Origin of the sequence: Pelotomaculum propionicicum (genome assembly GCF_004369225.1) — a bacterium.
Lineage (GTDB): Bacteria > Bacillota > Desulfotomaculia > Desulfotomaculales > Pelotomaculaceae > Pelotomaculum_B > Pelotomaculum_B propionicicum.
Map to the genome: position 1 here is coordinate 45088 of NZ_QFFZ01000009.1, position 25654 is coordinate 70741.

The window sequence follows — 25654 nt, forward strand, 5'->3', positions numbered from 1 at the left end:
TTTAACTTAGCTGAAGAAAGGGTTTTTCAGCATCTTGCCGCCCTTTTTCAGCGATTTTTCCATGTCTATAAACTGTTTCATCATTTTCTTGGTCTGCTCAAACTGCTTCAGCAGGCGGTTAATTTCCTGCACGGTAGTGCCGCTGCCTTTGGCGATCCGCCTTTTCCTGCTGCCGTTCAATACACGCTCCGGATCACTGCGCTCAGCGGGAGTCATCGATTTGATAATCGCCTCCGCAAAAACCAGTTCCTTTTCATCCACCTTAAGGTCCTTTAGTTTTTTGTTCCCGCCCAGCCCCGGGATCATACTCAAAACCTGTTCAATCGGCCCCAGCTTCTTGACCTGGTTGAGCTGGTCCAGAAAATCCTCCAGTGTAAACTCCATGCTGCGGAGTTTTTTCTGCATTTTGGCCATTTGATCAGCGTTGAAATTCTCCTGGGCCTTTTCAATCAGGGTAAGCATATCACCCATGCCCAGAATCCGCTCGGCCATACGCTCCGGGTGGAAGGGTTCCAAAGCGTCCAGTTTTTCACCCACACCCACAAATTTAATTGGCTTCCCGGTTACAGAGCGCACCGACAGCGCCGCTCCCCCCCTGGTGTCACCATCCAGCTTGGTCAGGACCACGCCGTCCAGCCCCAGTCGGCTGTTGAAGGTTTCGGCCACGCTTACCGCGGCCTGTCCGGTCATGGCGTCTACCACCAGCAGTATTTCATGCGGCTTGATGGTTTCCTTCATGTTTTCCAGCTCTGCCATAAGCTCTTCATTAACTTCCTGCCGGCCGGCGGTGTCAATTATAACCATATCCCGCCCGGCGCCGGCAGCGCTCTCTACTGCCGCCAGGCCAATGGCTACCGGTTCAAGCTGATCACCCATGCTGAATACAGGCAGGTTAAGCTGCCCGCCCAGCACTTCCAGCTGTTTTATCGCTGCCGGGCGGTAAACATCGGCCGCTACCATGAGCGGTCTTCTGCCCTGCTTGCGCATAAGGTTCGCCAGTTTCGCGGAGGTGGTTGTTTTGCCGGCCCCGTTCAGGCCGACCATCATTACCACAGTCGGGGGTTTGGGAGCTAAATTAATTCTGCTGTTTGAACCGCCCATAAGCGTTGTCAGCTCTTCATGCACGATCTTGATCACATGCTGGGCCGGGTTCAGGCTGGCCAGCAGTTCTTGTCCCACTGCCCTTTCTTTGATCCTGGCAATGAAATCTTTAACAACTTTAAAGTTCACATCGGCTTCAAGCAGGGCCAAACGCACTTCACGCAGAGCTTCATTCACATCCGACTCAGTGAGGCGTCCCTTGCCGCGTAATTTTTTAAAAGTTTCCTGCAGTCTTTCAGCGAGGCTGGCAAACATCATTTACCCCCCTTATTTTATATACTGCGCTAAAGCTCAAGAATCTCATCTATAATTTCCCTGGCCCGGCGGATCCTGCCGTCGGACTGGACACTCCCTGACTCGTCCAGCAAAGCCGCGGCGCAGCTCAGCTTATTTCTTTCAGCCTTAAACCTTGCCGCTAGCCCGAGCTTCTCCTCGTACTGTGCCAGAAGCTGCCCGGACCTTTTCAAAGTGTCGTAAACCGCCTGGCGGCTGACCTTGAACTCTTCAGCTATCTCCCCCAGGGACAGGTTGTGGGCGTAATAAAGCTCCATATAATCTCTTTGACGGTCGGTTAACAGCTGCCCGTAAAAATCAAAAAGCAGGTTCATCAGGTCGACTTTCTCCAGCAATCCCGCCACCGCCGCTTTCGTTTTTCTTGCCTGCCAAGGTGTTTACCTTTACAGAAAGATTCTACTTAATTGTCGCGGTATTGTCAAGAAAATTGCTGGTTTTTTTATCTTGCCGTGGAGGTTATTTCAGGGAAAAAGAGAAACAATAACTAGGGACATCCCTTTTCTATCATTAAAACAAATTGACAGGATTTACAAGATTAAAAGGATTTACAGGATAATAGTTTAAGGAATTCAGAATTCAGTAGTCAGAAGTTTAAAGTCAAAAGTCTAAAATCAGAAATAAAAAAGATCTTATATATTCAGTCTCCTGACTCCTGTATTCTGACTCCTGTATTCTATTTGTCCTTAAAAATCCTGTCAATTTGTTTTATCTTTATACTGAGCTGACAGTGTAATCATTTTATTTTTTACGGAGGTAACCCATGAAAATATCCTTTACAAAAGAGCAGAGTTCCAGGCCTGCCGGATTAGTATCCCTTAACGAAGCCATTGAGCAAAGCCGGGGGCAGGTGGCGGAAAACCACAAAACTTACCTGAACGCCGGGCTGGCCATGATGCTCGGGATGCTTGATTTTAATAAAAAATTCGTAAAAGCCTCGGGTGTTTACGTTTGGGACAATGAGGGCAAGCAGTACCTTGACTTTCTGGGCGCCTACGGAGCCCTGAACCACGGGCACAACCACCCTAAAATACTGGCGGCCATGGAACAGGTAAAAGAAATGCCCAACCTGCTCCAGGCCTCCCTGAATACCCTGGCGGGCGCCCTGGCCAAAAATTTGGCGCTGGTCACGCCAGGCGCCCTGCAGCGTTCTTTCTTATGCAACAGCGGGGCTGAAGCTGTGGAGGGAGCGCTCAAACTCGCGCGCGCCGCTACCGGGCGGCAGGGGCTTATTTACTGTGAGGGGTCCTTTCACGGTAAAACTATGGGTGCTCTTTCGGTAACCGGGCGTGAAAAATACCAAAAAATCTTTCAGCCGCTGCTGCCCGGCTTAGAATCAGTACCCTTCGGCGACCTGGTCGCCCTGGAAAGCAAATTGAAGGACAAAAACGCCGCGGCGTTTATTGTTGAACCTATTCAGGGCGAAGGCGGCATTATCATTCCTCCTGCCGGTTACCTTTCCCGCGCGGGAGAGCTCTGCGCCAAATACGGCTCGCTTTTGATCATCGATGAAATACAGACCGGGTTCGGGCGTACCGGCGCAATGTTTGCCTGCCAGTATGACGGCGCGACCCCTGACATCATGTGCCTGGCTAAATCCCTCGGCGGCGGCATCATGCCTGTGGGAGCCTACATAACCACAGATGAAATATGGAAAAAAGCATACGGCGGTATGGATAAAGCACTGCTCCACACCTCAACTTTCGGGGGCAACACCTGGGCCGCGGCCGCGGGCATAGCCGCGCTGGAAGTAATTTACGAAGAAAACCTGCCGGAGCAAGCGCGGGAAAGCGGGGCCTACCTGCTGGAAAACCTGCACAACCTAAAACAAAAATACCCCCTGATTAAAGATGTCAGGGGCCGCGGGTTAATGGCCGGCATCGAATTCAACCAGCCAGGGGGTCTGGCTGCAAAAGTGTCTATGGGTATGTCCGGCAAGCTTTCAGAGGAATACATGGGGAGTTTGGTGGCGGGCGAACTGCTGAACAAGTACTGCATCATTACGGCCTACACTTTGAACAATCCCAATGTGATCAGGCTGGAGCCGCCTTTAAATATTACCAAGAAACAAATTGACGTGCTGATACAAGCACTGGAGGATATATTCTCCACTCACAAAGGTTTCCTGAGTGTCGCGGCTTCAGGGGTTAAAACCATTCTAAAAACTATGATAAAGAAGTAACTGCATCTTTTTCCGCCAGTTCCGGACTGACCCTGTTGCGGCCTAAAGCCTTAGCCTTGTACATTTCCGCATCAGCCTGGGCCAGCAGCTGATCCAGCAGCGAGCTCGGGTAAGCCTCAGACTTCCCGTCATAGGTGGCGACGCCCAGGCTTATGGTTAGTTTTAAAAAGCCATAGGTGGTTTCAAAGGGCCATTTGCTCGCGGTTTCCCTGAGCCTTTCGGCAAGGATCAGGGTCTCCTGGAGGCCGGTAAGAGGAGCGATGACGATAAACTCTTCCCCGCCGTAGCGGCCGAGCAAATCAGATGTCCTTATGCTTGAAGACAAGACCTGGACTATTTCTTTGAGGACCTCGTCGCCAACCTGGTGGCCGTGTGTATCATTGACATTTTTGAAATGATCTATATCGATCATGATTATTGACAGGGGCAGGCCGTGCCTGATGGAGATGGCCAGCTCCTGTTCAATTTCACGCATGATGTAACGCCTGTTATAAGCGCCGGTGAGCTGGTCGGTGATCGCTATCAATTCGAGGCGGGCATTGGCTTCAGACAGCTCTTCGTTCTGGGCGGCAATTTCCTGCTTCTGCGCTTCCAGCAAGGCTATTTGTTTAAGAAGCACCTCGCGCTGCTCTTTCAGCTTCATCGACATTCTATTGAAGCTGACAGCTAAAGTATTGATCTCACGGTTTGCGCCCAGGTCTAATGTGATCCCGTAGTTGCCCCTGGCAATTTCATCAGCTACTTCCGCCATCACTTCCAATGGGTGGGATATCTTCCGGGCTACCAGTATAACCACGGGCAGAAATAATATAACAACCAGGACGGCTGCAACAGCTATGTTCCTCGCAGCGGCGCCTGCTTCCGGCATAACAATATTTAAATAATGGTGGCTGACAGCAATAGTGACAGATACCAGCGCCAAAGCCAGGAGCAAAAAGCCGGCCAGCAGAGAATTTTTAATCTTACCCCGCCAAAACAAATCGAATAACTTGTTCATAATGAATACTATATTTTGTATAAACAACAAATTCCCTTCTCAAAAATATCATAGCCAATAAAAATAATCCATTTTTTGGCCCATGCCTTACCACACCTGGGTTACAGCGCACTTTAAATAATATGTTTCAGGTGCGGCGAGCAGCATTGGATGATCTTTAGCCTGGCGTCTCAGCTCAATCAGGCGCGCCTGGCGGCCGGCATCCCGGGCCGCATCCTGGATTACATCCAGAAAGCGGCTTTCCGGCAGGTGATAGGAGCAGGTGCAGGTAACCAGAAAACCTCCCGGCGGCAGCAGTTTCATAGCCCTCAAATTAATCTCCTTGTAGCCCCGTACCGCTCCTTCCAGCGAGTTCCTGGACTTGGTAAAAGCAGGGGGATCAAGGATGATTAAATCATACTTCTCCTTTTTTTTCTCCAATGCCCGCAGCTCATCAAATACGTTGCCCTCGTAAAACCGGCAAATTCCGCCGAAACCGTTTCTGAGGGCGTTTTTTTCAGCCACGGCCAGCGCGGGCGAAGCAATATCTATACCGTGTACTTCTTTCGCTCCGAAATGTGCCGCGTAGACGCTGAAGGCCCCGGTATGGCAAAAGCAATCAAGCACGCGGGCGTCCCGCGCCAGTCCTTGCAAAACAGTCCGGTTTTCTCTCTGATCAAGAAAGTAACCGGTTTTTTGTCCTCCCGCAAGGTCAACCAGGAAGTACAGGCCGTTCTCTTTAATCTCTACCAGAGTCTCAAAAGGTCCCTTTAAAAAACCTGACTTAAGCGGCAGCCCTTCCAGTTCCCGGACAGCGGCGTCGTTTCTCTCATAAATCCCGGGCGGTTCCAAAAGCTCTTCAAGTATATCAACAATCAAATCTTTATACTTATCTATGCCCAGGGCCAGGGTCTGGAGCACCAGGTAAGCTCCAAACTTGTCCACGATCAAAGCAGGTATAAAGTCAGCTTCGGCATAAATCAGCCTGCACGAGTCAGAATCCCGGACTACATGCCGGCGGTAAGCAAGGGCAGCCTTGATCCGCCTGACAAAAAAATCGCGATCTATCAGCTCGCTGCTGTCCCTGCTCAGGATCCGGACCAGGATCTGCGAGGCTGGATTAATATAGCCGCGTCCCACAAACCGGCCCCGCTGGTCGATAACCTCCACGAGATCGCCCGGCTGAAAATCTCCGCTGATTTCTGACACCTCTGTACCGTAAACCCAGGGATGCCCGGCTAAGACCCTGTGTTTCATATTCCCAGCCAGTTTCACAACAGCCAAATTAAGTCACACTCCAGAAAAAACAATTTGACAGGATTAACAGGATTTAAAAAAGGATTTACAGGAGTTAATCTTATTTTAAAAATTCAATAATAAACAACATGTATATTAGGCATTAAAGCATAGGAAAATGTAAGTTTATTATTATGCTTTATAAATAATTTTTAATCCTGTCAATCCTAAAAAATCCTGTAAATCCTGTCTATTTGTTTTACTATTCCTCTCCAACCAACCTGTCCGCGCATTTTTGCGCCTGTGTCATTACCTCTTTTTCATCCATGGTCAAAACCCGCCTGCCTTCCATGACGATTTTACCGTTGATGATAACTGTATCAATATCACTGGACTGAGCGGCATAAACCACGTGAGCATAGAGGTCATGCCTGGGATACAGGTGGGGGCGGCGGAAGTCAACCAGGATCAGGTCTGCCTTCATGCCAGGCTTGATCAGTCCGACATCCTCCAGTCCCAGAGCACGGGCGCCGTCTGTGGTGGCCATTCTCAGCGCGGCAAAAGAAGGCAGCGCCATCGGGTCACCGGTGGCCACTTTTTGCAGCAGGGCGGCGCTGCGGGTTTCTTCCATCATGTCCAGGTTATTGTTGCTGGCGGCACTGTCGGTGCCGAGGCCAACCACTACCCCGGCATCAAGTAATTCTATGACGGGCGAAATACCGCTGGCAAGTTTCATATTGCTCTCCGGACAGTGTGCTACTCTCACATTTTTCTGTTTCAGGATGGCAATGTCATCCTTATTTAGGTGCACACAGTGCGCCGCCAGCACCGGCACATCAAAAACACCGTTTTCGTCCAGGTATTGTACTGGTGTCAGGCCGTAGTTTCCCTTTATTTGGTCAATTTCGTCTTTGGTCTCCGCTACGTGAATATGGATGCCAACGTTATGATCAGCCGCCAGTTTTACCACCTTTTTGAGGTATTCCGGCGGGCAGGTGTACGGGGCGTGCGGTCCGAACATGGTGGTAATCCTGCCCCCGGCTTTACCCTGCCATTCCTCCACCAGCTTGATGCTTTCATCTACCGCGGTCTTGGCGTTTGCCGCCACACCAATCATACCGCGCGAAAGACAGGCCCTCAGGCCGCTCATTTCCACAGCCAGGGCAACCAGGTCCATCTCAAAATACATATCGGCAAAAGTGGTCGTGCCGGACTTGATCATTTCCAGGCAGCACAGCATTGTTCCCCAGTGAAAATCCTCAGGCCGCATTTTCGCCTCCAGCGGCCATATTTTTTCATTAAGCCACTGCATCAGCGGCATGTCGTCCGCGTAGCTGCGCAGCAGGGTCATCGCAGCATGCGTGTGGCAGTTGACAAAACCGGGCATGACAACCATACCTGACCCGTCCAGCACACGGTCAGCCTTGAATTCTCCCGGAACCGAACCGCGCGGGCCGGCTGAAATGATCTTGTCTCCGGCAACGGCAATTTCCCCGTCCTTAAAAACAGCGTCGTGCTCTTCCATCGTCAGTACAGTTGCGCCTTGAATTAATAAGTTGCTCATAAAACCCCTCCGCATAATTTTACTGCTGCCAGTCGTTCAAATAAGATTGCTGATCCGAAGTCAACCTGTCGATCTCTATGCCCAGAGACTTTAGCTTAAGGCTGGCTACGCGCCTGTCTATCAGCTCCGGCACGCGGTACAGCTTTTTATCCATCGCACCGGCGTTATCTTTAATATACCTGGCTGAAAGCGCCTGGATTCCAAAGGACATATCCATAATTTCAGCAGGGTGCCCGTCCCCCGCCGCCAAATTAACCAGCCTGCCTTCCGCCAGCAGGTAGATCCTGCGGCCGTCCGGCAGGCTGTACTGTTCAATGTTTTGACGCGCCTGACTGTGTGATTGGGCCAGCCCGGCCAGTTCCTGCTTGTTGATTTCGACGTCAAAGTGTCCGGCGTTGGCCAGTATGGCCCCGTCTTTCATCCTGGTAAAGTGGCGCCTGCCCAGCACGTCCCGGCAGCCTGTCACTGTGACAAATATGTCACCGACCCCGGCAGCCTCCTCGCTGCTCATCACCCGGTACCCATCCATACAGGCCTCAATGGCCCTGACCGGGTCGACTTCACAAACAATGACCCTGGCTCCCAAACCGCCGGCGCGCATGGCGACACCTTTCCCGCACCAGCCGTAGCCCATCACAACCACATCCTTACCGGCCACAACCAGGTTGGTGGTGCGCATTATCGCTGACAAGGCGGATTCCCCGGTGCCGTACCGGTTGTCAAACAAGAACTTGCAGAAAGCGTCATTAACAGCCAGCATCGGGAACAACAGCTTCCCCTCCCTGTTCAGGGCCTCCAGGCGCCGCACCCCGGTGGTGGTCTCCTCACAGCCGCCGATTACTTCCGCCGCCTGTTCCCTGCGCACAGTGTGCAGCAAATTAACCAGGTCGCCGCCGTCGTCAATTATTATCTGCGGCCGGCAGTCAAGGACATGCAGGAGGTGGTCTTTGTATTCCCGGGAGGTGGCGTTGTACCAGGCGTAAACCTTCATGCCGGCGGCAGCCAGCGCGGCGGCGACGTCATCCTGGGTCGAAAGCGGGTTTGAGCCGGTAACCGCCAAATCAGCCCCGCCGGCCCGGATTACTTCAGCCAGGTAGGCCGTTTTAGCCTCCAGGTGGATGGAAAGCGCCACCCTCAGTCCCTGAAAAGGACGCTCCCGCTCAAATTCCTCCCTGATCGCGTTCAGCACCGGCATATGAGCGCGCACCCAGTCTATTTTCAGCCTCCCGGCCGGGGCCAGGTTAATATCTCTCACAATATAATCAGGCATTTTGTTTTCCTCCTCAATTAATTTTTTTTTGAGGTATGTTTATAAATATAATGATACAGGAATTCAGGAGTCAGGAGTCAGAATTCAGAATAAAAAAACAAAAAAATTACTTCTTCTGACTCCTGAATTCTGAATCCTGAATTCTTAAAGTTAATTATCCTGTCCAATTGTTTTTCTTAGATTTTCTTGATACGGCGGCCGTATTATCCCGCGCTCGGTGATGATCGCTGTGACCAGGTGGTTGGGCGTAACATCGAATGCGGGGTTCCAGACCTGTACGCCTGCGGGGGCCACCTGGCATCCGGCCAGGTGGGTTATCTCGTTTTGCTCCCGCTCCTCTATAGGTATTTTATCACCAGAATCAAGGCTGAGGTCTACTGTGGAAACAGGGGCGGCCACGTAAAAGGGCAGGCCGTGGGTCCTGGCTAAAACCGCCACACCATAAGTGCCTATTTTGTTGGCGACATCACCATTGGCGGTGATACGGTCCGCTCCGACAATTACCAGGTCCACCTTCCCTTTCGCCATCAGATAACCAACCATACTGTCAGTAATTAAAGTTACAGGAATACTATCCTGCAGCATTTCCCACGCCGTGAGCCTCGCCCCCTGCAGCAGGGGCCTTGTTTCATCCGCAAAAACACTTATTTCCTTCCCAGCTTCTTTAGCTGCCCTGATTACTCCCAACGCGGTGCCGTAGCCCGCTGTGGCCAGCGCTCCCGCATTGCAGTGAGTGAGAATACTCGCCTTTGGGGGAATCAACACCTGCCCGTACTCCCCCATTTTGCGGTTGCCTGCCAGGTCCTCATTATAAATTGCATGAGCTTCCTCAAGCAGCAGCCCGCCCAGTAACGCAAGGTCACGAGAAGCAGCCTCCCGCAGCCTGCCAAGCATCCTTTCCAGCGCCCAGCTCAGGTTCACCGCTGTAGGCCTGGTGGATTTAAGTTCACCAGCCGCCGTCTCTAAACTCTTAATCATCTCCTTGTATGAACAGGCTGCCGCCTCTTGTGCCGCCAGGACCAGCCCGTAGGCGGCAGCCGCGCCAATAGCCGGGGCACCCCGCACCGCGAGCTTTTTAATAGCTGCTGCGACATCCCGGTATGAGCGGCATTTGATAAAAGCAACTTCTGATGGCAGCCGGGTTTGGTCAAGCAGTTCCAGGCAGTTTTCACCAGGCAGCCAGCGCATTGTCTCCAGCATACTTTCTTCCTTTCCCGTATAAAACAAATTGACAGGATTTACTGGATTTCAAAGATTTACAGGATTAAAATATACTTTTTTCAAGTAATAATGACACTAAAATATCTTTATAAATTAGTCCTTAATGCAGATATATGTTAATCCTGCATCCTATCTGCCGTCTAATTCTTTATCTTTTTGAGCCGGGTGGCATTCACAGGGCTGGCCGGGCTCGATCCAGGCTATGGTTTGCATCAGCAGCTTTCTGATCTTCTCGCTGATCCGGCCCATCATATCCAGCACTTCCGCGTGGGTCAAGCGGGCAGGTGATATACCAGCCGCGTAGTTAGTGGCAATGGCTATGGTTGCGTAACACATTTCAGCCTCCCTGGCCAACTGGGCCTCCGGCACACCAGTCATACCGACCAGGTCGCCTCCCAGCAGGCGGTACATCCTGATTTCAGCGGCGGTTTCAAACCTTGGCCCTTCACAACAAACATAAACACCAGCCGGGTGTGAGACATACCCAAAGCCCTGAGCGGCGCGTGACAGCAACTCTCTTAGCTTGGAGCAATAAGGGTTGGTCATGTCGGTATGCACCACCCCCGCCGCGCCGCCGTCATAGAAAGTATACTGCCTGGATTTGGTGAAGTCCAGGAACTGGTCGACAAATATTAAGTGCCCTGGCTGCATATCTGGATTGAGTGAACCCACAGCTGCTGTCGCCAGTATATTCTTCACGCCGATCCTTTTCAGCGCGTCGATATTAGCCCGGTAGTTTACCAGGTGGGGCGGTATGGCATGCCCCTCACCGTGGCGGTTCATAAACGCGACCGGTTTGCCCCCGTAGCTGCCTATTTTAAGTTCAACATCCCCGTAAGGCGTCACTACTTTTTCTTTCCGCATATTAGTCAGCATACTCGGGTCATATACACCGGTGCCGCCTATCACCGCTATTTTAACTTTCAACTTCCAGGCCTCCTTATTTTCCAACGGCTGTAGAAAACTGTTTCCAAATCAAGCTATTATTCTACTTAGCTGTGGTTATTCCTCTTTTGCATAATAAATTGGCTGGGTTTTAATCCATCAGCCTGTCCTCTTCCAGCCTCTTAAATCCCAGGGTAACATCAAAATGACAGTGTGGGCAGTAAAACAGGTGAATACAATAGACCTCGTTATAATGTCTGTATCCGTCCTCATAAATGCCTTGATCAAGGTATGCGCTGTAATCGTCATAAAAATCCTGAAGCAAACCGGCGTCAAGCAGTATTTTACCGCAGCGGGGACAATCCTTTTTTGCCGCAGCCAGGCTGTTGCATACCGGACATACCGGCATCTTTGTACCACCTCTCTGTGTTCATGAAAATTAACAGGTAATTTTACATTCAACTAATGAACCTGCCTTCTAGTTTTCTTCAGCTCAAATAACTGATTACCTTTTGCAATTGAAGAACACCCTTATATTTAAAAATAATGTTTCCCGGACCACTGAAAAATATAAGAAGGGCAAAAAAACACAGCCCGTGGAAGATGAGGTATTTCCAGGGCTTTGCTTAATCGTAACTATATGATTATGTTCTTGCTGCCGGCGGTTAATTGTTGGCTGGCTTAAGGGTCTTTACATGCAAGCTGTGGTTATTCGTCAAAAAGAGCGTCTGCAAAATCACCGGGCGAAAATGGCCTAAGGTCCTCCAGGCTTTCTCCAATACCAATCAACTTAACAGGTATATCCAGGGCTTGTTTTACCGCTATAATGACTCCACCCTTGGAACTGCCGTCCAGCTTGGTCAAAGCTATACCTGTAATACCGACGGCCTCTCCAAATAACCTGGCCTGGTTGACAGCATTCTGGCCGGTGGTGGCGTCTAAAATTAGCAGCACTTCGTGCGGCGCGCCGGCCATTTCGCGGCCCAGTACCCTGCTGATTTTTTTCAATTCTTCCATAAGGTTGGCTTTCGTGTGCAGCCTGCCTGCCGTATCAACGATCAGCAGGTCAGCCCGGCGGGCTTTCGCCGCCTGCAGGGAATCAAAAGCAACCGCCGCGGGGTCGGCCCCCTCCCGGTGTTTGATAATTTCCACCCCAACCCGTTCAGCCCATATTTCCAACTGGTCGATAGCCGCCGCGCGAAAGGTGTCAGCCGCACCCAGCAGCACTTTAGCCCCCCGGGACTTGTAATAGTGGGCCAGTTTGCCGATTGTGGTGGTTTTCCCCACGCCGTTGACACCAACCACCATAATCACTGTGGGAGTTTCATCTGTTATATTTAAAGACGCCGTATCAGTGCCGAGCATTTCTCTGATGTGTTCTTTTAAAATGGCTTTCAGTTCACCGGCATCATCCACGCGCCTCTCTTTAACGGAACGGCGCGTCTTCTCGACCAGCTCCATAGCGGTATTTACTCCGACATCAGCCTGTACCAGAATTTCTTCCAATTCTTCGTAAAGGTCTTCGTCAATAGCTTTGTGCCGGTGGACCAGGTTGTCAATTTTCTCTACAAAACTCTGTCTGGTTTTGGTGAGACTCTCTTTTAAGCGCCCGAAAAACCCTGTTTTTTCCAATTCCGGCTCTTGTGTTGTTTCGCTGGCGGCGGCAGCCTGCTGTGAGCCGCCTTTAATGCTTTCCTTTAAACGGCTGAACAAACCCATGACGCTAAAACCTCCCATTGAGTCGTGGGAATTGGGACGTGAGACGTGAGATGTTGGACTTGGGTCGTGAGAAGTGAGACGTGAGAATCCAGGTATTCCTCTGTCGCATAATGCAATAAGGATACTTATTTCTCCCGCGTCAAGGTCTCTTGTCCAATTCTATGATTATTTGTTTTACGCAACAAGTCCGGATAAATCCGGACCTACAAAAACCCATACAACGACCGAATTTGTAGGTTCGAATTTATTCGAACTCTATGACCACAAAGGAATGCGGGATATTCCCACTTCCCACTTTTCACTTCCCAATTCCCACGTCTCACTTCTCACGTCTCAATTCAAGCAGCGCCGATTTGGCGGCTTGTTGTTCCGCTTCTTTTTTTGAGCGGCCGGCCCCGCTGCCAACCAAACCACCTTTATAAACGACGCCTGCTGTGAAAATCTTATGATGATCGGGACCTTGTTCTTTCAGGATCACATATTGAACCTGTTCATTACCGCGCTGCTGCACGTACTCCTGCAACTCCGTCTTGTAATCCCTGTCCAGCCGCCCCTCCAAAACATCATTAATTACCGGCCTTAGAAACTCTATGGCCAGCTTGGCGGCCTGGTCAAGTCCCTGGTCTAAATAAACGGCGCCCAACAAGGCCTCGAAGGCGTCAGCCAGAATTGAAGGACGTTCCCTGCCGCCGGAGCGTTCCTCCCCTTTCCCCATGTTTAAACAATAGCCAAGCTCCAGTTCTCTCGCCATTCTAGCCAGGGAGGGCTCGCATACCAGCGCCGCGCGCAGTTTGGTCAGTTCTCCTTCGTCACGGTGGGGGTGGTTGCGATAAAGGTAATCGCTCACCGCCAGCCCCAGTACAGCGTCACCCAGAAACTCGAGACGCTGATTATTCTCAGAGCTGTTCTGGCGGCTTTCATAGGTGAATGAGCTGTGTGTCAGGGCCTGCTCAAGCAGGTCCAAATCATGCCAGCTCAAACCAATCCTCTTTTTCAGACTTTCTAAATATTCTTTAGTTTTAACCACCTGTATCACCACAATAAGGTTTATTTAAAGGGCGATTAAAATAATTCCATACTATTTGGGACATACCTTCATTTGTCCGCTTGGGGACATTCCTCAGCCCCAGAGGATAACCCCCAATTGAGGTGTGTCCTCCTTCCGCTTAGGGCCGGAACTTTTTAAAAACCAGAGTGGCGTTATGACCGCCAAAGCCGAATGAATTTGACAGAGCGACATTAACATCAGCCTGCCTGGCCGTGTTGGGGACAATATCCAGGTCACAATCAGGATCAGGCTGCTCATAATTGATGGTTGGTGGAATAACACCGTTGACGATAGCCAGAATACATACCATCGCTTCCAGGCCGCCTGAAGCGCCCAGGAGGTGACCGGTCATGGATTTAGTTGAGCTTACCGCCAGTTTGTACGCGTGCTGTCCAAATATTTTCTTAATCGCCAGAGTCTCGGCTTTATCGCCCGGTGGTGTGGCGGTAGCATGGGCATTAATATAATCCACGGCAGTTGGTTCAATTCCGGCGTCCCATAAAGCTTCCTTCATGGAATTGGCCGCGCCGTAACCTTCCGGTTCCGGCGCCGTCATGTGATAAGCGTCACAAGTGCTGCCGTAACCAACTATCTCGGCGTAAATCCTGGCGTTTCTGTTCAGGGCGTGTTCCAGGGTTTCCATAACAAGTATGGCCGACCCTTCTCCTATTACAAAACCATCCCTGCCCGCGTCAAAAGGCCTGCTGGCCTTCTCCGGCTCCTCATTCCGGGTGGACATGGCTTTCATGGAAATAAACCCTGCCATGGCCAGAGGTGTGATAGCCGCTTCGCTGCCCCCGCTGATCATCACATCCACCCGGCCGCACTGCAGCATTTTAAAGGCGTCCCCAATGGCATTGCTGCTGGACGCGCACGCCGAAACACTGGTAATATTCGGTCCTCTCAGGCAGTGGCTGATGGCAATCTGCCCCGCTCCCATATTGGCAATCATCATGGGCACGAAAAATGGACTAACCCGCCCGGGCCCTTTTTCAGCCAGGACTCTGGCCTGATCTTCAAGGGTCTCGATACCACCGACACCGGAGCCCAAAATAACCCCGATCCTGTCCCTGTTTTCCACCTCTAAATCAAGGGCGGCGTCTTGCAAAGCCATTTCAGTAGCTGCCACTGCATATTGGGTGAAACGGTCCATACGCCGTACTTCTTTTTTACCAATATAACGGGTTGGCTCGAAGTCCGTAACTTCTCCCGCTATTTTAGTGCCGAATTGGGCCGCATCGAACCTGGTTACCGGTCCGATCCCGGAGACGCCGCCAGTTAAAGAAGACCAGAATTTTTCCAGGCCCGTCCCCACCGGAGACACTATTCCCAGGCCGGTAATCACAACCCGTTTTCGCAAGAATGATTCCTCCCCTTCAAAAAAGTCCCGTGGTTTCCACCCGGGACTCGCACCTTAGATAGATTTACTGATGCTCCTGGATATATTTTACAGCTTCGCCTACAGTCCTTATTTTCTCAGCGTCTTCGTCAGGTATTTCCAGGTCGAACTCTTCTTCCAATGCCATTACCAGTTCCACAATATCTAAAGAGTCGGCCCCCAGGTCATCGACGAAGGATGACTCCATTTTTATGTCCTCTTCCTCAACTCCCAGCTGCTCAACAATAATTGACTTAACCTTATCAATAATTGCCATTATTAAAATCACCCCCTTCCAGCGCTAAACATCAAACTCTTTAGACACCCGCCATCCCACCATCCACCGCAATAGTCTGTCCGGTAATGTACCCGGCGGCGTCAGAAGCCAGGAAGGCGACAAGTTCAGCCACCTCGTCCGGCCCGCCGAACCTTTTCAGCGGTATCTGGGAAAGCATCGTTTCCTTAACATTTTCCGGCAGCCCGGCGGTCATCTCCGTGGAAATAAACCCGGGCGCCACAGCGTTCACAGTTATATTGCGCGAGCCAAGTTCCTTGGCCATGGCTTTGGTAAAACCGATTAAACCGGCTTTAGCCGCACAGTAGTTGGCCTGCCCGCTGTTGCCGATCAGTCCTGCCACCGAGCTGATGTTAATAATTCTGCCGTAACGGTTTTTCAGCATACCCCGGGCGACCGCCCTGGTGCAGTTAAAGGCTCCTTTAAGGCTTACACCCAGTACTTTATCCCAGTCTTCGTCTTTCATATGGAAAATTAGACTGTCTCTGGTAACACCTGCGTTATTAACCAGAATATCAACCCGGCCGAATTCGGCATTAGCTGCTTTCATCAGAGCGGCAGCCTCGTCAGGCGCCGCCACGTCAGCCTGAAAGGTCAGCACTCTGCCGCCGGCGCTGCTGATTTCCTGAGCTGTCTGGGCCGCGGCGCCGGCATTGCTGGCGAAATTCAAAACCACTGCCGCCCCTTGTCGGGCCAGGGTTTTGGCGATAGCCCGTCCGATACCGCGGGAAGCTCCCGTGACTATGGCAATTCTTCCGTTCAGAACCATTTTAGCTAACCTCCCTGGTTAACGCAAGGACTTTTTCCAAAGTTGCCTTATCTTCAACATTACTTATTAATACTTCACGGCTTATTTTTTTAACCAGACCGCTCAATACCTTGCCGGGGCCAACCTCGACAAAAGCTTCACTGCCCAGCTCAAGCAGCTTTAAAATAGTCTCCTCCCAGCGCACGGGGCTGTATACCTGCCTGATCAGTGAATCTTTTACCTCTGCCCCCGTCAGGACCAGGTCAGCGCTGACATTTGCCACCACGGGTATCTCAGGATCTTTGATCACAACTTGCTCCAAATCGACGGCCAACCTTTCCCCGGCGGGCACCATCAGGCTGGAATGGAAGGGGGCGCTTACCGGCAGCGGCACCACACGCCTGGCGCCTGCTTCCTTAAGCAGCGGCTCAACCGCTTCAAGCCCCGCGGTATTCCCCGCCACAACCACCTGCCCGGGGCAGTTCAGGTTAACGGCCTCAATAACAACACCCGGCTCCGAGGCCTTTTGGCACACTTCCACCACTGCCGCGCTGGCCAGTCCCATGACCGCGGCCATACCTCCTTCACCTAAAGGAACAGCTTCCTGCATATACTGCCCGCGCTTGCGGACCAGGCGGACAGCGTCGGCAAATTCCAGTGAGCCGGCAGCCACCAGAGCGGAGTATTCTCCCAGGCTGTGGCCTGCCAGCGCGAAAGGCACAGGGCCGCCCACACTCTTCAGCACTTCCAGACAGGCCAAACTGGTTGTCAGCACGGCCGGCTGGGTATTCGCGGTTAAATTCAGCTCTTCTTCGGGCCCTTCAAAGCACAGGGTTGACAATGAGAAACCCAGGGCTTCATCCGCCTGCTTAAAAATCTCCGCCGCCTCAGGATAGTCCCGGCGGAGCTCTTTTCCCATACCCACATATTGGGAGGCCTGCCCCGGAAATACAAAGGCTATTTTCATTATGTCCTCACCACCTGTTGATTTAAACGATCTAACACCAAGCCGGCGCTTTCGACCACATCCATGATTATCTCACGTACGGGCTGTACCCGGCTTACCATGGCAGAAACCTGTCCGGCCATCACCGTGCCGTACTCGATGTCACCCTCGACCATAGCCAGCCTGAGGCTTCCCGTACCGAGCTTTTCCAGCTCTTCCGGCGGGGCGTTGCGGCTTTCCATTTCTTCGAACTTCCTGGTTAACTTATTGCGCAGGGCGCGTACCGGGTGCCCGGTAGTCACACCTGTAAGCGCTGTATCGCGGTCCTTTGATTTAATCACAAATTCCTTAACCCGGGGATGAATGGTACACTCCTGAGCACACATAAAACGAGTGCCCATCTGTACGCCTACCGCTCCCAAGGCCAGGGCCGCCACCAACCCCCTGCCGTCAAAAATCCCGCCGGCCGCGATCACCGGAATATCAACAGCGTCCACTACCTGCGGCACCAGGGCCATGGTTGTCAGTTCCCCAACATGGCCGCCTGATTCCATCCCTTCGGCGATCAGCGCGTCCACACCCGCCCTGACCAGCCTTTTAGCCAAGGCCACAGAAGAAACAACAGGGATCACCCTTGTCCCGACTTCCCGCAGCGAGGGCACATATTTGCCGGGATTACCGGCCCCGGTAGTCACCACAGCCACAGGCTCTTCTTTTAAAATTGCCATGAGTTCATCCACAAATGGCGAGAGCAGCATGACGTTAACGCCAAACGGCTTGCTGGTAAGCGCTCTGGCCTTTTGCAGCTGATCCCTCAGCCATTCCGGTGTGGCCGTGCCGGAGCCTATCACACCCAGACCGCCCGCTTCTGAAACAGCCGCGGCCAGTTCCGCGGTGGAAACCCAGGCCATGCCGCCTTGTATAATGGGGTATTCTATATTGAGCAACTCACATAACACGGTCCGGATCAATGCCTTCAGCCCCCTTTAATACAGATTGAATAATCTTCAGTTGAAATTTATTTTGCTTTACCATTTTAAAACTGCCGCGGCCCAGGTTAAACCGGCGCCAAAGCCCACCATCAAAATGTGGTTCCCTTTCTTAATTTTGCCGCAGCGCACAGCCTCGTACAGGGTAATCGGCATTGAAGCCGTTGAAGTGTTGCCGTAGCGGTCCACATTAACCAGCACCTTCTCCTTTGGCAGGCCGAGCCTTTTTGCGGCGGCCTCAATAATTCTGACATTGGCCTGGTGCGGTATGAAAAAGTCTATGTCGGCCGTTTTTAGCCCGGCTAAGGAAAGCACCTCTTCAGCCGCTTTCCCTGTTGCCCTGACAGCGAATTTAAAGATTTCCTTGCCCCTCATATGAACAAAATGCATATTATTTTCCACGGTTGCATGGGTCGCCGGGTTCCTGGCCCCCCCCGCGGGCAGCGTCAGGAATTCCCCGCCGGACCCGTCGGCCCATAGTTTTTGGGCAAGGATCCCGCTGCCCGGGGCGGCCTGCCTCAAAACAACCGCCCCGGCGCCGTCACCAAAGAGAACACAGGTCCTGCGGTCCTTCCAGTTAATAATTTTAGATAAATTTTCCGCCCCGATCACCAGCACATTCCGGCAGGAACCACTGGCAACAAACTGGCTTCCCACTACCAGCGCGTACATAAAACCCGTACAACCCGCGGCCAGGTCGAAGGCGCCCGCCTTTTTAGCTCCAATCCTGTCCTGCACCAGACAGGCGGTCGCAGGGAAAAGCATATCAGGTGTATTGGTGGCCACAATAACCAGGTCAACATCTTCAGCTGTAATTCCCGCGCCGGCGATTGCCTGCCGGCCGGCGGCAACCGCAAAATCCGACGTCACCATTTCAGGCGGAGCGATCCGCCTCTCTCTGATACCTGACCGGTTAATAATCCACTCGTCGGTTGTATCCACCATTTTTTCAAGATCAGCATTGGTAAGAACTCGGTCGGGCACATACGCTCCCACACCGGCAATTCCCACGTTAATCAATTCCTTCGGCAAGATTTCCACAGCCCCCCCTGGTTTTTATACTCTCTATATTCAAACTGATAGCGTTGACCAGACGGTTATCCACCGACTCTCTGGCAACCCTGATCGCGTTTTTGACCGCCTTGGCCTTGGAACTTCCATGACATATCACCGACACTCCGTTGACACCCAGCAGGGGAGCGCCGCCGTATTCAGCATAATCCAAACGCTTTTGCAGGCATTTTAAAGCCGGCCCGGCCAGTAGCGTACCCATTTGGGCCAGCAGGCTTTTTGAAATCTCCTCTTTCATCATTTTTAAAAGCATTCTGGCCATTCCTTCACCGGCTTTCAGCACCACATTCCCCGCGAAACCGTCGCACACCACCACATCGGCTGTGCCTTCGAAGATATCCCTGCCCTCAACATTGCCAATAAAATTAATGCCCGCGCCTCTAAGGAGCGGCAGAGCGGCCAGGGTAGTTTCATTCCCCTTGGTATCTTCTTCACCGTTGCTGAGCAGTCCAACCCGCGGGTCGGCATTGCCGAGAATTTTACTGGAGTACTGGTAGCCCATGATCCCAAACTGAAGCAGGTGCTGGGGTTTGCAGTCAACATTGGCGCCGACGTCCAATAGCACTGTATAACCCTTCTCGTTGGGCAGCACCCCGGCAATAGCAGGGCGGTCTATCCCTTTGATCCTGCCCAGGTTCAGCAGCGCCGAGGCCATAGCGGCGCCGGTGCTGCCGGCGGACACCACAGCGTCGGCCTCCCCTTCCTTAACCAGCCTGGTGGCCCTGACAATTGAAGAATTCTTTTTACGGCGCACCGCAATGGCAGGATGTTCGCCCATGCTGATTACCTCGGTGGCGTGAACCACAGTTACCCCGCCCGCGTTATGAGCGGCCAGCTCGGCGTTAATCCGCGCTTCATCTCCCACCAGGATTATCTCCAGCCCGTATTCAGCCGCGGCCTGGAGGGCGCCTATTATTATTTCACGGGGAGCATGGTCCCCACCCATTGCATCCACAGCTATTTTCACTGGGGCACGACCTCCTCAGGTTCCGCAACAATCAGAAACCTGCCCTGAAATACAACTTCATCTTTTACGTAGGAAGTAACCTTTACCATGTACTTATTGCCTTTTTTTATTTTAATAACCGCCCTCGCCAGTACTTTTTCACCGCATACAACCGGGCGCTTAAAGCTGACCCTGGCGATACCGGTTAAAGCAACCTCCGCGTCAATAATCGCCACTGCCAGTGAGTTGGCCTGGGCAAACAGGTGATGGCCTCTTAAAAAACGGGTCTTGCTCAAAGTCATGTCAGGCCTGACCGGCAGGATCGACATCCCCGCGCTGCCGACATCCAGATCAACCAGCTCGCCCATCATCTCCCTGCCTGACAGTGTTCTGGGCAGCGCAACAACACCCTTGGCCACGCTTTTCAGCCTTTCCTTCAGCTCGGGTATTTTCAGTTCAAACCGGTCCAACCTGATCGTCTGGACGCTTACCTTTAAGATCTGTGCCAGGTCCTCATCCGTAAGGAAGGGGTCGCTCTCCAGATACCTGGTCAGGCGCTGCTGTCTTTCCGATTTATTTGTGCTCAATCCGCCCATAATCTCACCACTGTCAAATATCAACAAAAAATTTAGTACCAGGTACTAAATATAGTATAATGCACATTAAGTTTATTTGCAAGTTAATGGAAAAAAACAAGCTCCTTTAAAAGAGCTTATTGACAGTAGTCTATATTTTGGTTACTTCGTGGCAACTACTTCCCTGTCCTTATAGTACCCGCACTCGGGGCACAGGTGGTGCGGCATGACCAGGGCATGGCATTGCGGGCAATTGACCAATGCGGGAACTTCGAGCTTCATATTTGCGGCGCGCCGTTGCCTGCCACGCTGCTTGGAAGATTTCCTTTTCGGTACTCCCATTTTTACACACCTGGTTTCTGAAATCTAAACAAATCATTTGTTTAGATTTCTCTCCCGTCCGACTATACGGGAGGCAGTTTCACAGGATTCAACTGCTGAGCTATGGACTCTCGTCCATATTCCGGGTGGCAGAAATGCCGCCCCAACACTCAACCTAATGCTTGATAGATTACATCCCTAGCGGAAAGATAAAACCTTCTCTAATTCTCTTACCTATCAAACGCTAGGTTGAGTGCTGGGTTCTGCCCGGAAGGGGGTGTTACCCACCGCCTGGTTGATATAACCTCCGCGCCCGACTTTCACCGCGTGTCTTTGCGACGCCTCATCGGATGTAACTGCTTAGAAACCTTTTCCTCTCTAAATTTTACTTAACTCTCATATGCCACTCACCTCCTGTGTCCACTATAAAATAGAACAGGTGTTCGTGTCAATGAATTATCATTCTTTACATACTTTTATTTAACTATTTTGTAGCTGCTTACAACCTCCTTAGAGTACGGATTACCCGCACTTCAGGTCTTATGAATAGGCGTTACTCTTTCTTTAAAAGGTCTTTTAAGATGCCCAGACGCGGGTCAATTTCTTCCGCGGCACAACCGCAGGCGTCTTCGTTAAGGTTTTTGCCGCACACGGGGCAAAGCCCCCGGCATTCTTCGCTGCATAAAGCTTTCATCGGCAGGGCCAGATAGATACTTTTTTCAACTTCCGGCGTCACGTCCAGATAATCCCCGGAGAAAGAAAGAAGGTTCCCGGCTGCCGTATCCTGCGCCATGGCATAATTTTCTTCGAAGGGTACTGCAAAATCGTAAATAAACGTCCCCAGACAACGGCCGCACTTTAGCTCCAGTTTACCGCCGACTTCCCCTGTAACGGCAATAGTTTTGCCGGTATTTAAAGCGGACAGGCGGGCGTTAACCGGCGCCGCAAAGCTGATAACCTCCCCGGATAACTCCAGCGGCGGTAAATCCTCCAGCAGGTCAAAACTGGCCGTATCCCCTGGAGACCTTTTTAGTCTGGCAACATCAAGCTGCAGCACAATATATCACTCCGAATTCAACACCACAAATTATATTAAGAAGGCAGTGTTTTGTCAAGAATTTTCCTTTTTGACTCATTACAGCCGGCCTGCAACAATATACTTTCTTAGGCTGTCCCAAAAGGAGCGAATTTAAATTGTTCATAAAGGTCAAAAACACCAGCCGCAAAGATGCTGCCAGGCTGGGCTGGACGGTGCTGGCGCTGGCTTTCACGGCCGCCATGATTTTTAACCCGCGCATCGTTTTTGAAGGTTCAGTCACAGGTCTCAAAACCTGGTGGAACATAGTTTTTCCTTCACTCCTGCCCTTTTTCATAGCTTCCGAGCTGCTGATGAGTTTCGGCGTGGTTAATTTTATGGGAGTGCTCCTGGAGCCTGTCATGCGGCCCCTTTTCAAGGTGCCCGGCGCGGGGGCTTTTGTTGTGGCGGTAGGCTTTACCTCCGGCTATCCTATTGGCGCCATGCTCACAGCCAGACTGCGCGCCGACGGCCTCTGCACCAGGGTCGAGGCTGAGCGCCTGATGTCCTTCACCAACAACTCCAGCCCTCTCTTCATGCTGGTCGCCGTGTCGGTCGGGATGTTCAACAACCCCGGCCTGGGTATGTTAATCGCCGCCGCCCATTATTTATCAAACCTGACCCTGGGCCTGCTCCTGCGCTTCTACGCCGCCGGCGACACCGAGCGCCTGGCGGAACCGCCTGTCAGCGGGCGCGGCGTGGTGAGACAGGCCTTCAGCAAGATGCTGCAGACGCAAAGACAGGAAAAAAGGCCTGCAGGCAAAATAATGGGAGACGCCGTGAAAAAATCGGTTACCAACCTGCTTAACATAGGCGGTTTTATCATTCTGTTCGCCGTGCTCATCAGGCTGATGAGCGCCGCCGGAATTATTGAGATTATTGCCAGGGCTCTTGGCGTATTTCTTTTGCCGCTGGGTTTCGCACGCGAAATCTTACCGGCGCTGGGCAGCGGTTTTTTTGAAATGACCATAGGCTCTAAACTGGCCAGCGAGGCTGCGGCCCCGCTGCTCCAACAGGTGGTCGCGGTAGGGATGATCCTGGCCTGGAGCGGGCTTTCAGTCCATGCCCAGGCGGCGAGCATGATCGCGGACACTGACATCAGGATGCGGCCGTTTATATTTTCACGTATTTGCCATACCTGTCTGGCCGGTTTTTACACCTACCTGGCCTGCAGGTGGGCCGGCTCTCTTGAAGAAACAGCGGCCCCGGTCATGGCCGCTGCCGGGCTGTTAAGAGATGCCGGCGTGGTTGGTTTTAACCTGAAGGTTTTTTTCCTCTTTATTCTCTTACTAACCACAATAATTACCACAGCCCTGCTCCTGCACACCGCCCGCAGCCTGAGGCTTTACATCACAAGGATAAAGCTGTAAAGATAATGTTCTGGTGCTTATAATTGTAGGTGCGACTTTAGTCGCACACGAAACTACTGAAGCCGTAGGCCGTAAGCCGTAAGTATGCATGTAATTCTTATAGGTCTTTAGATCTAACTTGTTAGGAATGCAGTATATTCCTACGCCCTACGCCCTACAGCCTACGACAAAACCCAAAAGGAATGCAGTATATGCCTACGGCCTACGACTTACGACCTACGACAAAACCTAAAAGGAATGCAGAAGCCTGCGACATTATTTTTATGAATTTTCCTCTACATTATGGAAAAGATAAAACAGGCACCAGTGAAAAGTCGCAGCAGAGAAGCAGGTGAATAAAACTTGACCGACCTGACCAGCCTGTTCAGCCCCAAGTCGGTGGCAATAGTCGGCGCTTCAAAATCACCCGGCAAGATCGGCAACGTGATTGTGAAAAACATGATTAGCTGTGGTTATAAAGGTAAAGTCTTCCCCATAAATCCAAAGGAGCCTGAAATAGAGGGGCTGAGCTGCTACCCTTCTGTGGATAAGACACCGGAACCGGCTGAAATGGCGGTTTTGGCGGTGCCGGCGGCCAGGTCGCTGGAAATCGCCGAGATGTGCGGCAAAAGCGGCGTCAAACATCTGGTGGCGATCACCGCGGGCTTTAAGGAAACCGGCAAAGAAGGGCTGGAACTGGAGCGAAAGCTGCTGGATACCTGCCGCAATTTCAAAATGAGGCTGCTCGGGCCCAACTGTGTCGGCCTGATGGATACCCACACACCTATCAACGCCTCATTCGCGGCCGGGTACCCGCTGGAAGGAGAAATCGCGTTCATTTCACAAAGCGGCGCCATGGTCCTGTCGATCCTGGACTGGAGCTTTAGGGCAGGCCTGGGTTTCAGCAAGTTTGTCAGCCTGGGCAATAAGGCCGACCTGACCGAGGCCCATTTCATTGAAGACGCCGCTGAAGACCCCAACACCAAAGTGATCCTCTGTTATATTGAGGATGTGGAAGACGGCTCTCACTTCCTCGAGGTGGCCAGGCGGGCAGTGAAAAAGAAGCCCATCATCATCTTAAAATCGGGGATCAGCCAGGCCGGCGCCCAGGCGGCTTCCTCTCACACCGGCGCCCTGGCGGGGAGCGACCTGGCTTACGAAACAGCGTTCAGGCAGTGCGGCATTATCCGGGCCAGGGAGATGTCCGAGCTGTTCGACCTGGCTGTGGCCTTTGCCAAACAGCCGGTGCCCAGGAGTAACAGGGTGGCGGTAGTAACCAATTCAGGCGGCCCGGGCATTATCGCCACCGATAGTATAGAGCAAAAAAACCTTGCCATGGCCCGCTTTACCAAGGAGACCATAGACGCCCTGCGGGAGCGCCTGCCCGCGGAAGCCAATATTTACAACCCTGTAGATGTGCTGGGGGATGCCAAAGCCGACCGGTTCCGGTTTTCGCTGGAAAAAGTGCTGGCCGACCCTGGTGTAGACAGCGCTGTAGTCCTGGTCTGCCCCACAGCGGTTACTGAACCGCGGGAGACCGCGCGGGCGATGCTTGACATGCGCCGGACCTACCCGGACAAGCCTGTCTTTGCCGCCTTCATGGGCGGTGAAAAACTGGCTGAGGGGATTGAAACTCTCGCCCAGGCGCAGATACCTTGTTTTACATTCCCGGAGCCGGCCATAACCAGCATCAGCGGCATGGCAAACTACGGCAGGATCAGGGACATGCCGGAGGAGCAGGAACAGCTCTCATTTCCTGATCTGGATCTGAAAACGGTTAAGGCCACCCTGTTCGACATCAAAAGAGACAACAGGCTGGTGCTGCTGGGCAGTGAAGCTGCTGAGATAGTATCCGCCTATGGTATTCCCGCCGTCCCGACGTTTTTGGCCAACAGCCCGGAGGAAGCGGCAGAGTTCGCGGAGCAGGCAGGTTTCCCGGTGGTACTGAAAATAGCCTCTCCCCAGATCATGCATAAGACTGATGTCGGCGGTGTGAAAATAGGTCTGAGTTCGCGTGATGAAGTAAGCAAGGGGTTCATTGAGATTATGGACAATGTCCACCGTTACCTGCCCCGCGTTGTTTTATACGGGGTCGAGGTGCAAAAAATGATGCCGAAAGGCGTGGAACTGATCATCGGCGTGACCAGGGATGTCCAGTTCGGCCCGCTGATAGCCTTCGGCCTGGGCGGCATTTATGTAAACCTGCTGAAGGACGTGGCTTTCCGGCTGGCCAACGGGCTCGTCACCAAAGAAATAGAAAAGATGATTTCAGAAACCCGGGCTTACACCCTGCTCCGAGGTTACCGGGGAGAAAAACCGTCTGATATAAATGCCGTTGTCGATACAATCGGGCGGGTGGCCAAGCTGGTTACCGATTTTCCCGAGATTACCGAGATGGACATAAATCCCGCTTTCGCCTACAGCCAGGGCATCAGCGCCCTGGACGTGAAAATAACCATATCGTGAGG

Annotated in this window: 24 protein-coding genes; 3 read left to right on the plus strand and 21 right to left on the minus strand. The window is 52.1% G+C overall.

The features are described from left to right. Positions 1-6: 6 nt before the first annotated feature. Entirely contained in the window at positions 7-1359 is a 1353-nt protein-coding gene (gene ffh, locus Pmgp_RS06125) for a signal recognition particle protein (protein ID WP_192902811.1), read from the minus strand. A 26-nt stretch (positions 1360-1385) separates the two neighbouring features. Continuing rightward, positions 1386-1730, minus strand: coding sequence for a YlxM family DNA-binding protein (gene ylxM / locus Pmgp_RS06130; RefSeq protein ID WP_345789127.1), 345 nt, complete (start codon positions 1728-1730; stop codon positions 1386-1388). A 425-nt stretch (positions 1731-2155) separates the two neighbouring features. Here ylxM and Pmgp_RS06135 point away from each other — a divergent pair, with 425 nt between their 5' ends. After that, the gene (locus tag Pmgp_RS06135; RefSeq protein WP_134213093.1) at positions 2156-3574 is read left to right on the plus strand and encodes an aspartate aminotransferase family protein; all 1419 of its coding nucleotides are present in this window, start codon (positions 2156-2158) and stop codon (positions 3572-3574) included. Here the strand turns inward: Pmgp_RS06135 and Pmgp_RS06140 are convergent. From Pmgp_RS06140 to Pmgp_RS06230, 19 genes are all read right to left on the minus strand, one after another. Beyond that, on the minus strand, positions 3558-4598 hold the full coding sequence (locus Pmgp_RS06140; RefSeq protein ID WP_153189192.1) for a GGDEF domain-containing protein: 1041 nt from the start codon (positions 4596-4598) through the stop codon (positions 3558-3560). The two genes, Pmgp_RS06135 and Pmgp_RS06140, sit on opposite strands and share 17 nt — an antisense overlap. A gap of 60 nt (positions 4599-4658) precedes the next feature. Then, positions 4659-5834 (minus strand): class I SAM-dependent rRNA methyltransferase, encoded by a 1176-nt coding sequence (locus Pmgp_RS06145; protein WP_282432880.1) that lies wholly within the window; start codon positions 5832-5834, stop codon positions 4659-4661. A 214-nt stretch (positions 5835-6048) separates the two neighbouring features. Beyond that, on the minus strand, positions 6049-7350 hold the full coding sequence (locus Pmgp_RS06150) for an amidohydrolase (protein WP_134213095.1): 1302 nt from the start codon (positions 7348-7350) through the stop codon (positions 6049-6051). 19 nt (positions 7351-7369) lie between these two features. Beyond that, positions 7370-8620 (minus strand): adenosylhomocysteinase, encoded by a 1251-nt coding sequence (locus Pmgp_RS06155; protein WP_134213096.1) that lies wholly within the window; start codon positions 8618-8620, stop codon positions 7370-7372. Between the two features lie 150 nt (positions 8621-8770). Continuing rightward, positions 8771-9820: an S-methyl-5-thioribose-1-phosphate isomerase gene (gene mtnA, locus Pmgp_RS06160; protein WP_134213097.1), complete on the minus strand. Its 1050-nt coding sequence runs from the start codon at positions 9818-9820 to the stop codon at positions 8771-8773. A gap of 150 nt (positions 9821-9970) precedes the next feature. Further along, positions 9971-10768 (minus strand): S-methyl-5'-thioadenosine phosphorylase, encoded by a 798-nt coding sequence (mtnP, locus tag Pmgp_RS06165; RefSeq protein WP_134213098.1) that lies wholly within the window; start codon positions 10766-10768, stop codon positions 9971-9973. A gap of 109 nt (positions 10769-10877) precedes the next feature. Next, positions 10878-11135 carry a hypothetical protein gene (locus tag Pmgp_RS06170; protein ID WP_134213099.1) on the minus strand — a complete coding sequence of 86 codons (258 nt, stop codon included), beginning with the start codon at positions 11133-11135 and terminating at the stop codon, positions 10878-10880. Between the two features lie 299 nt (positions 11136-11434). Next, complete coding sequence (gene ftsY, locus Pmgp_RS06175; protein WP_134213100.1) at positions 11435-12445, minus strand: signal recognition particle-docking protein FtsY; 1011 nt, start codon at positions 12443-12445, stop codon at positions 11435-11437. 319 nt (positions 12446-12764) lie between these two features. Further along, a complete protein-coding gene (rnc, locus tag Pmgp_RS06180) occupies positions 12765-13472 on the minus strand; it encodes a ribonuclease III (RefSeq protein ID WP_134213101.1) in 708 nt (235 codons plus the stop codon). A gap of 139 nt (positions 13473-13611) precedes the next feature. Then, entirely contained in the window at positions 13612-14853 is a 1242-nt protein-coding gene (gene fabF, locus Pmgp_RS06185; RefSeq protein WP_134213102.1) for a beta-ketoacyl-ACP synthase II, read from the minus strand. 64 nt (positions 14854-14917) lie between these two features. Continuing rightward, positions 14918-15148 carry an acyl carrier protein gene (acpP, locus tag Pmgp_RS06190; protein WP_134213103.1) on the minus strand — a complete coding sequence of 77 codons (231 nt, stop codon included), beginning with the start codon at positions 15146-15148 and terminating at the stop codon, positions 14918-14920. A gap of 40 nt (positions 15149-15188) precedes the next feature. Beyond that, the gene (gene fabG / locus Pmgp_RS06195; protein ID WP_134213104.1) at positions 15189-15935 is read right to left on the minus strand and encodes a 3-oxoacyl-[acyl-carrier-protein] reductase; all 747 of its coding nucleotides are present in this window, start codon (positions 15933-15935) and stop codon (positions 15189-15191) included. Position 15936: 1 nt separating this feature from the next. After that, positions 15937-16881, minus strand: a complete 945-nt coding sequence (fabD, locus tag Pmgp_RS06200; protein ID WP_192902812.1) for an ACP S-malonyltransferase — start codon at positions 16879-16881, stop codon at positions 15937-15939. Next, the gene (gene fabK / locus Pmgp_RS06205) at positions 16881-17831 is read right to left on the minus strand and encodes an enoyl-[acyl-carrier-protein] reductase FabK (protein ID WP_134213106.1); all 951 of its coding nucleotides are present in this window, start codon (positions 17829-17831) and stop codon (positions 16881-16883) included. Before fabK ends, fabD begins: the two co-directional genes overlap by 1 nt. A gap of 57 nt (positions 17832-17888) precedes the next feature. Then, the gene (locus Pmgp_RS06210; protein ID WP_134213134.1) at positions 17889-18881 is read right to left on the minus strand and encodes a beta-ketoacyl-ACP synthase III; all 993 of its coding nucleotides are present in this window, start codon (positions 18879-18881) and stop codon (positions 17889-17891) included. Continuing rightward, a complete protein-coding gene (gene plsX / locus Pmgp_RS06215; RefSeq protein WP_134213107.1) occupies positions 18862-19887 on the minus strand; it encodes a phosphate acyltransferase PlsX in 1026 nt (341 codons plus the stop codon). Before plsX ends, Pmgp_RS06210 begins: the two co-directional genes overlap by 20 nt. Continuing rightward, positions 19884-20462: a transcription factor FapR gene (gene fapR, locus Pmgp_RS06220; protein WP_134213108.1), complete on the minus strand. Its 579-nt coding sequence runs from the start codon at positions 20460-20462 to the stop codon at positions 19884-19886. The genes plsX and fapR overlap by 4 nt, the downstream gene beginning before the upstream one ends. Positions 20463-20603: 141 nt before the next feature. After that, positions 20604-20783: a 50S ribosomal protein L32 gene (gene rpmF, locus Pmgp_RS06225; protein WP_134213109.1), complete on the minus strand. Its 180-nt coding sequence runs from the start codon at positions 20781-20783 to the stop codon at positions 20604-20606. A gap of 532 nt (positions 20784-21315) precedes the next feature. Next, complete coding sequence (locus Pmgp_RS06230) at positions 21316-21819, minus strand: YceD family protein (protein WP_134213110.1); 504 nt, start codon at positions 21817-21819, stop codon at positions 21316-21318. A gap of 137 nt (positions 21820-21956) precedes the next feature. Between Pmgp_RS06230 and ylbJ the strand changes: the two genes are divergently transcribed. After that, the gene (gene ylbJ, locus Pmgp_RS06235) at positions 21957-23207 is read left to right on the plus strand and encodes a sporulation integral membrane protein YlbJ (RefSeq protein WP_243119748.1); all 1251 of its coding nucleotides are present in this window, start codon (positions 21957-21959) and stop codon (positions 23205-23207) included. 342 nt (positions 23208-23549) lie between these two features. Continuing rightward, positions 23550-25652: an acetate--CoA ligase alpha subunit gene (gene acs, locus Pmgp_RS06240; RefSeq protein ID WP_134213111.1), complete on the plus strand. Its 2103-nt coding sequence runs from the start codon at positions 23550-23552 to the stop codon at positions 25650-25652. Positions 25653-25654 lie beyond the last annotated feature (2 nt).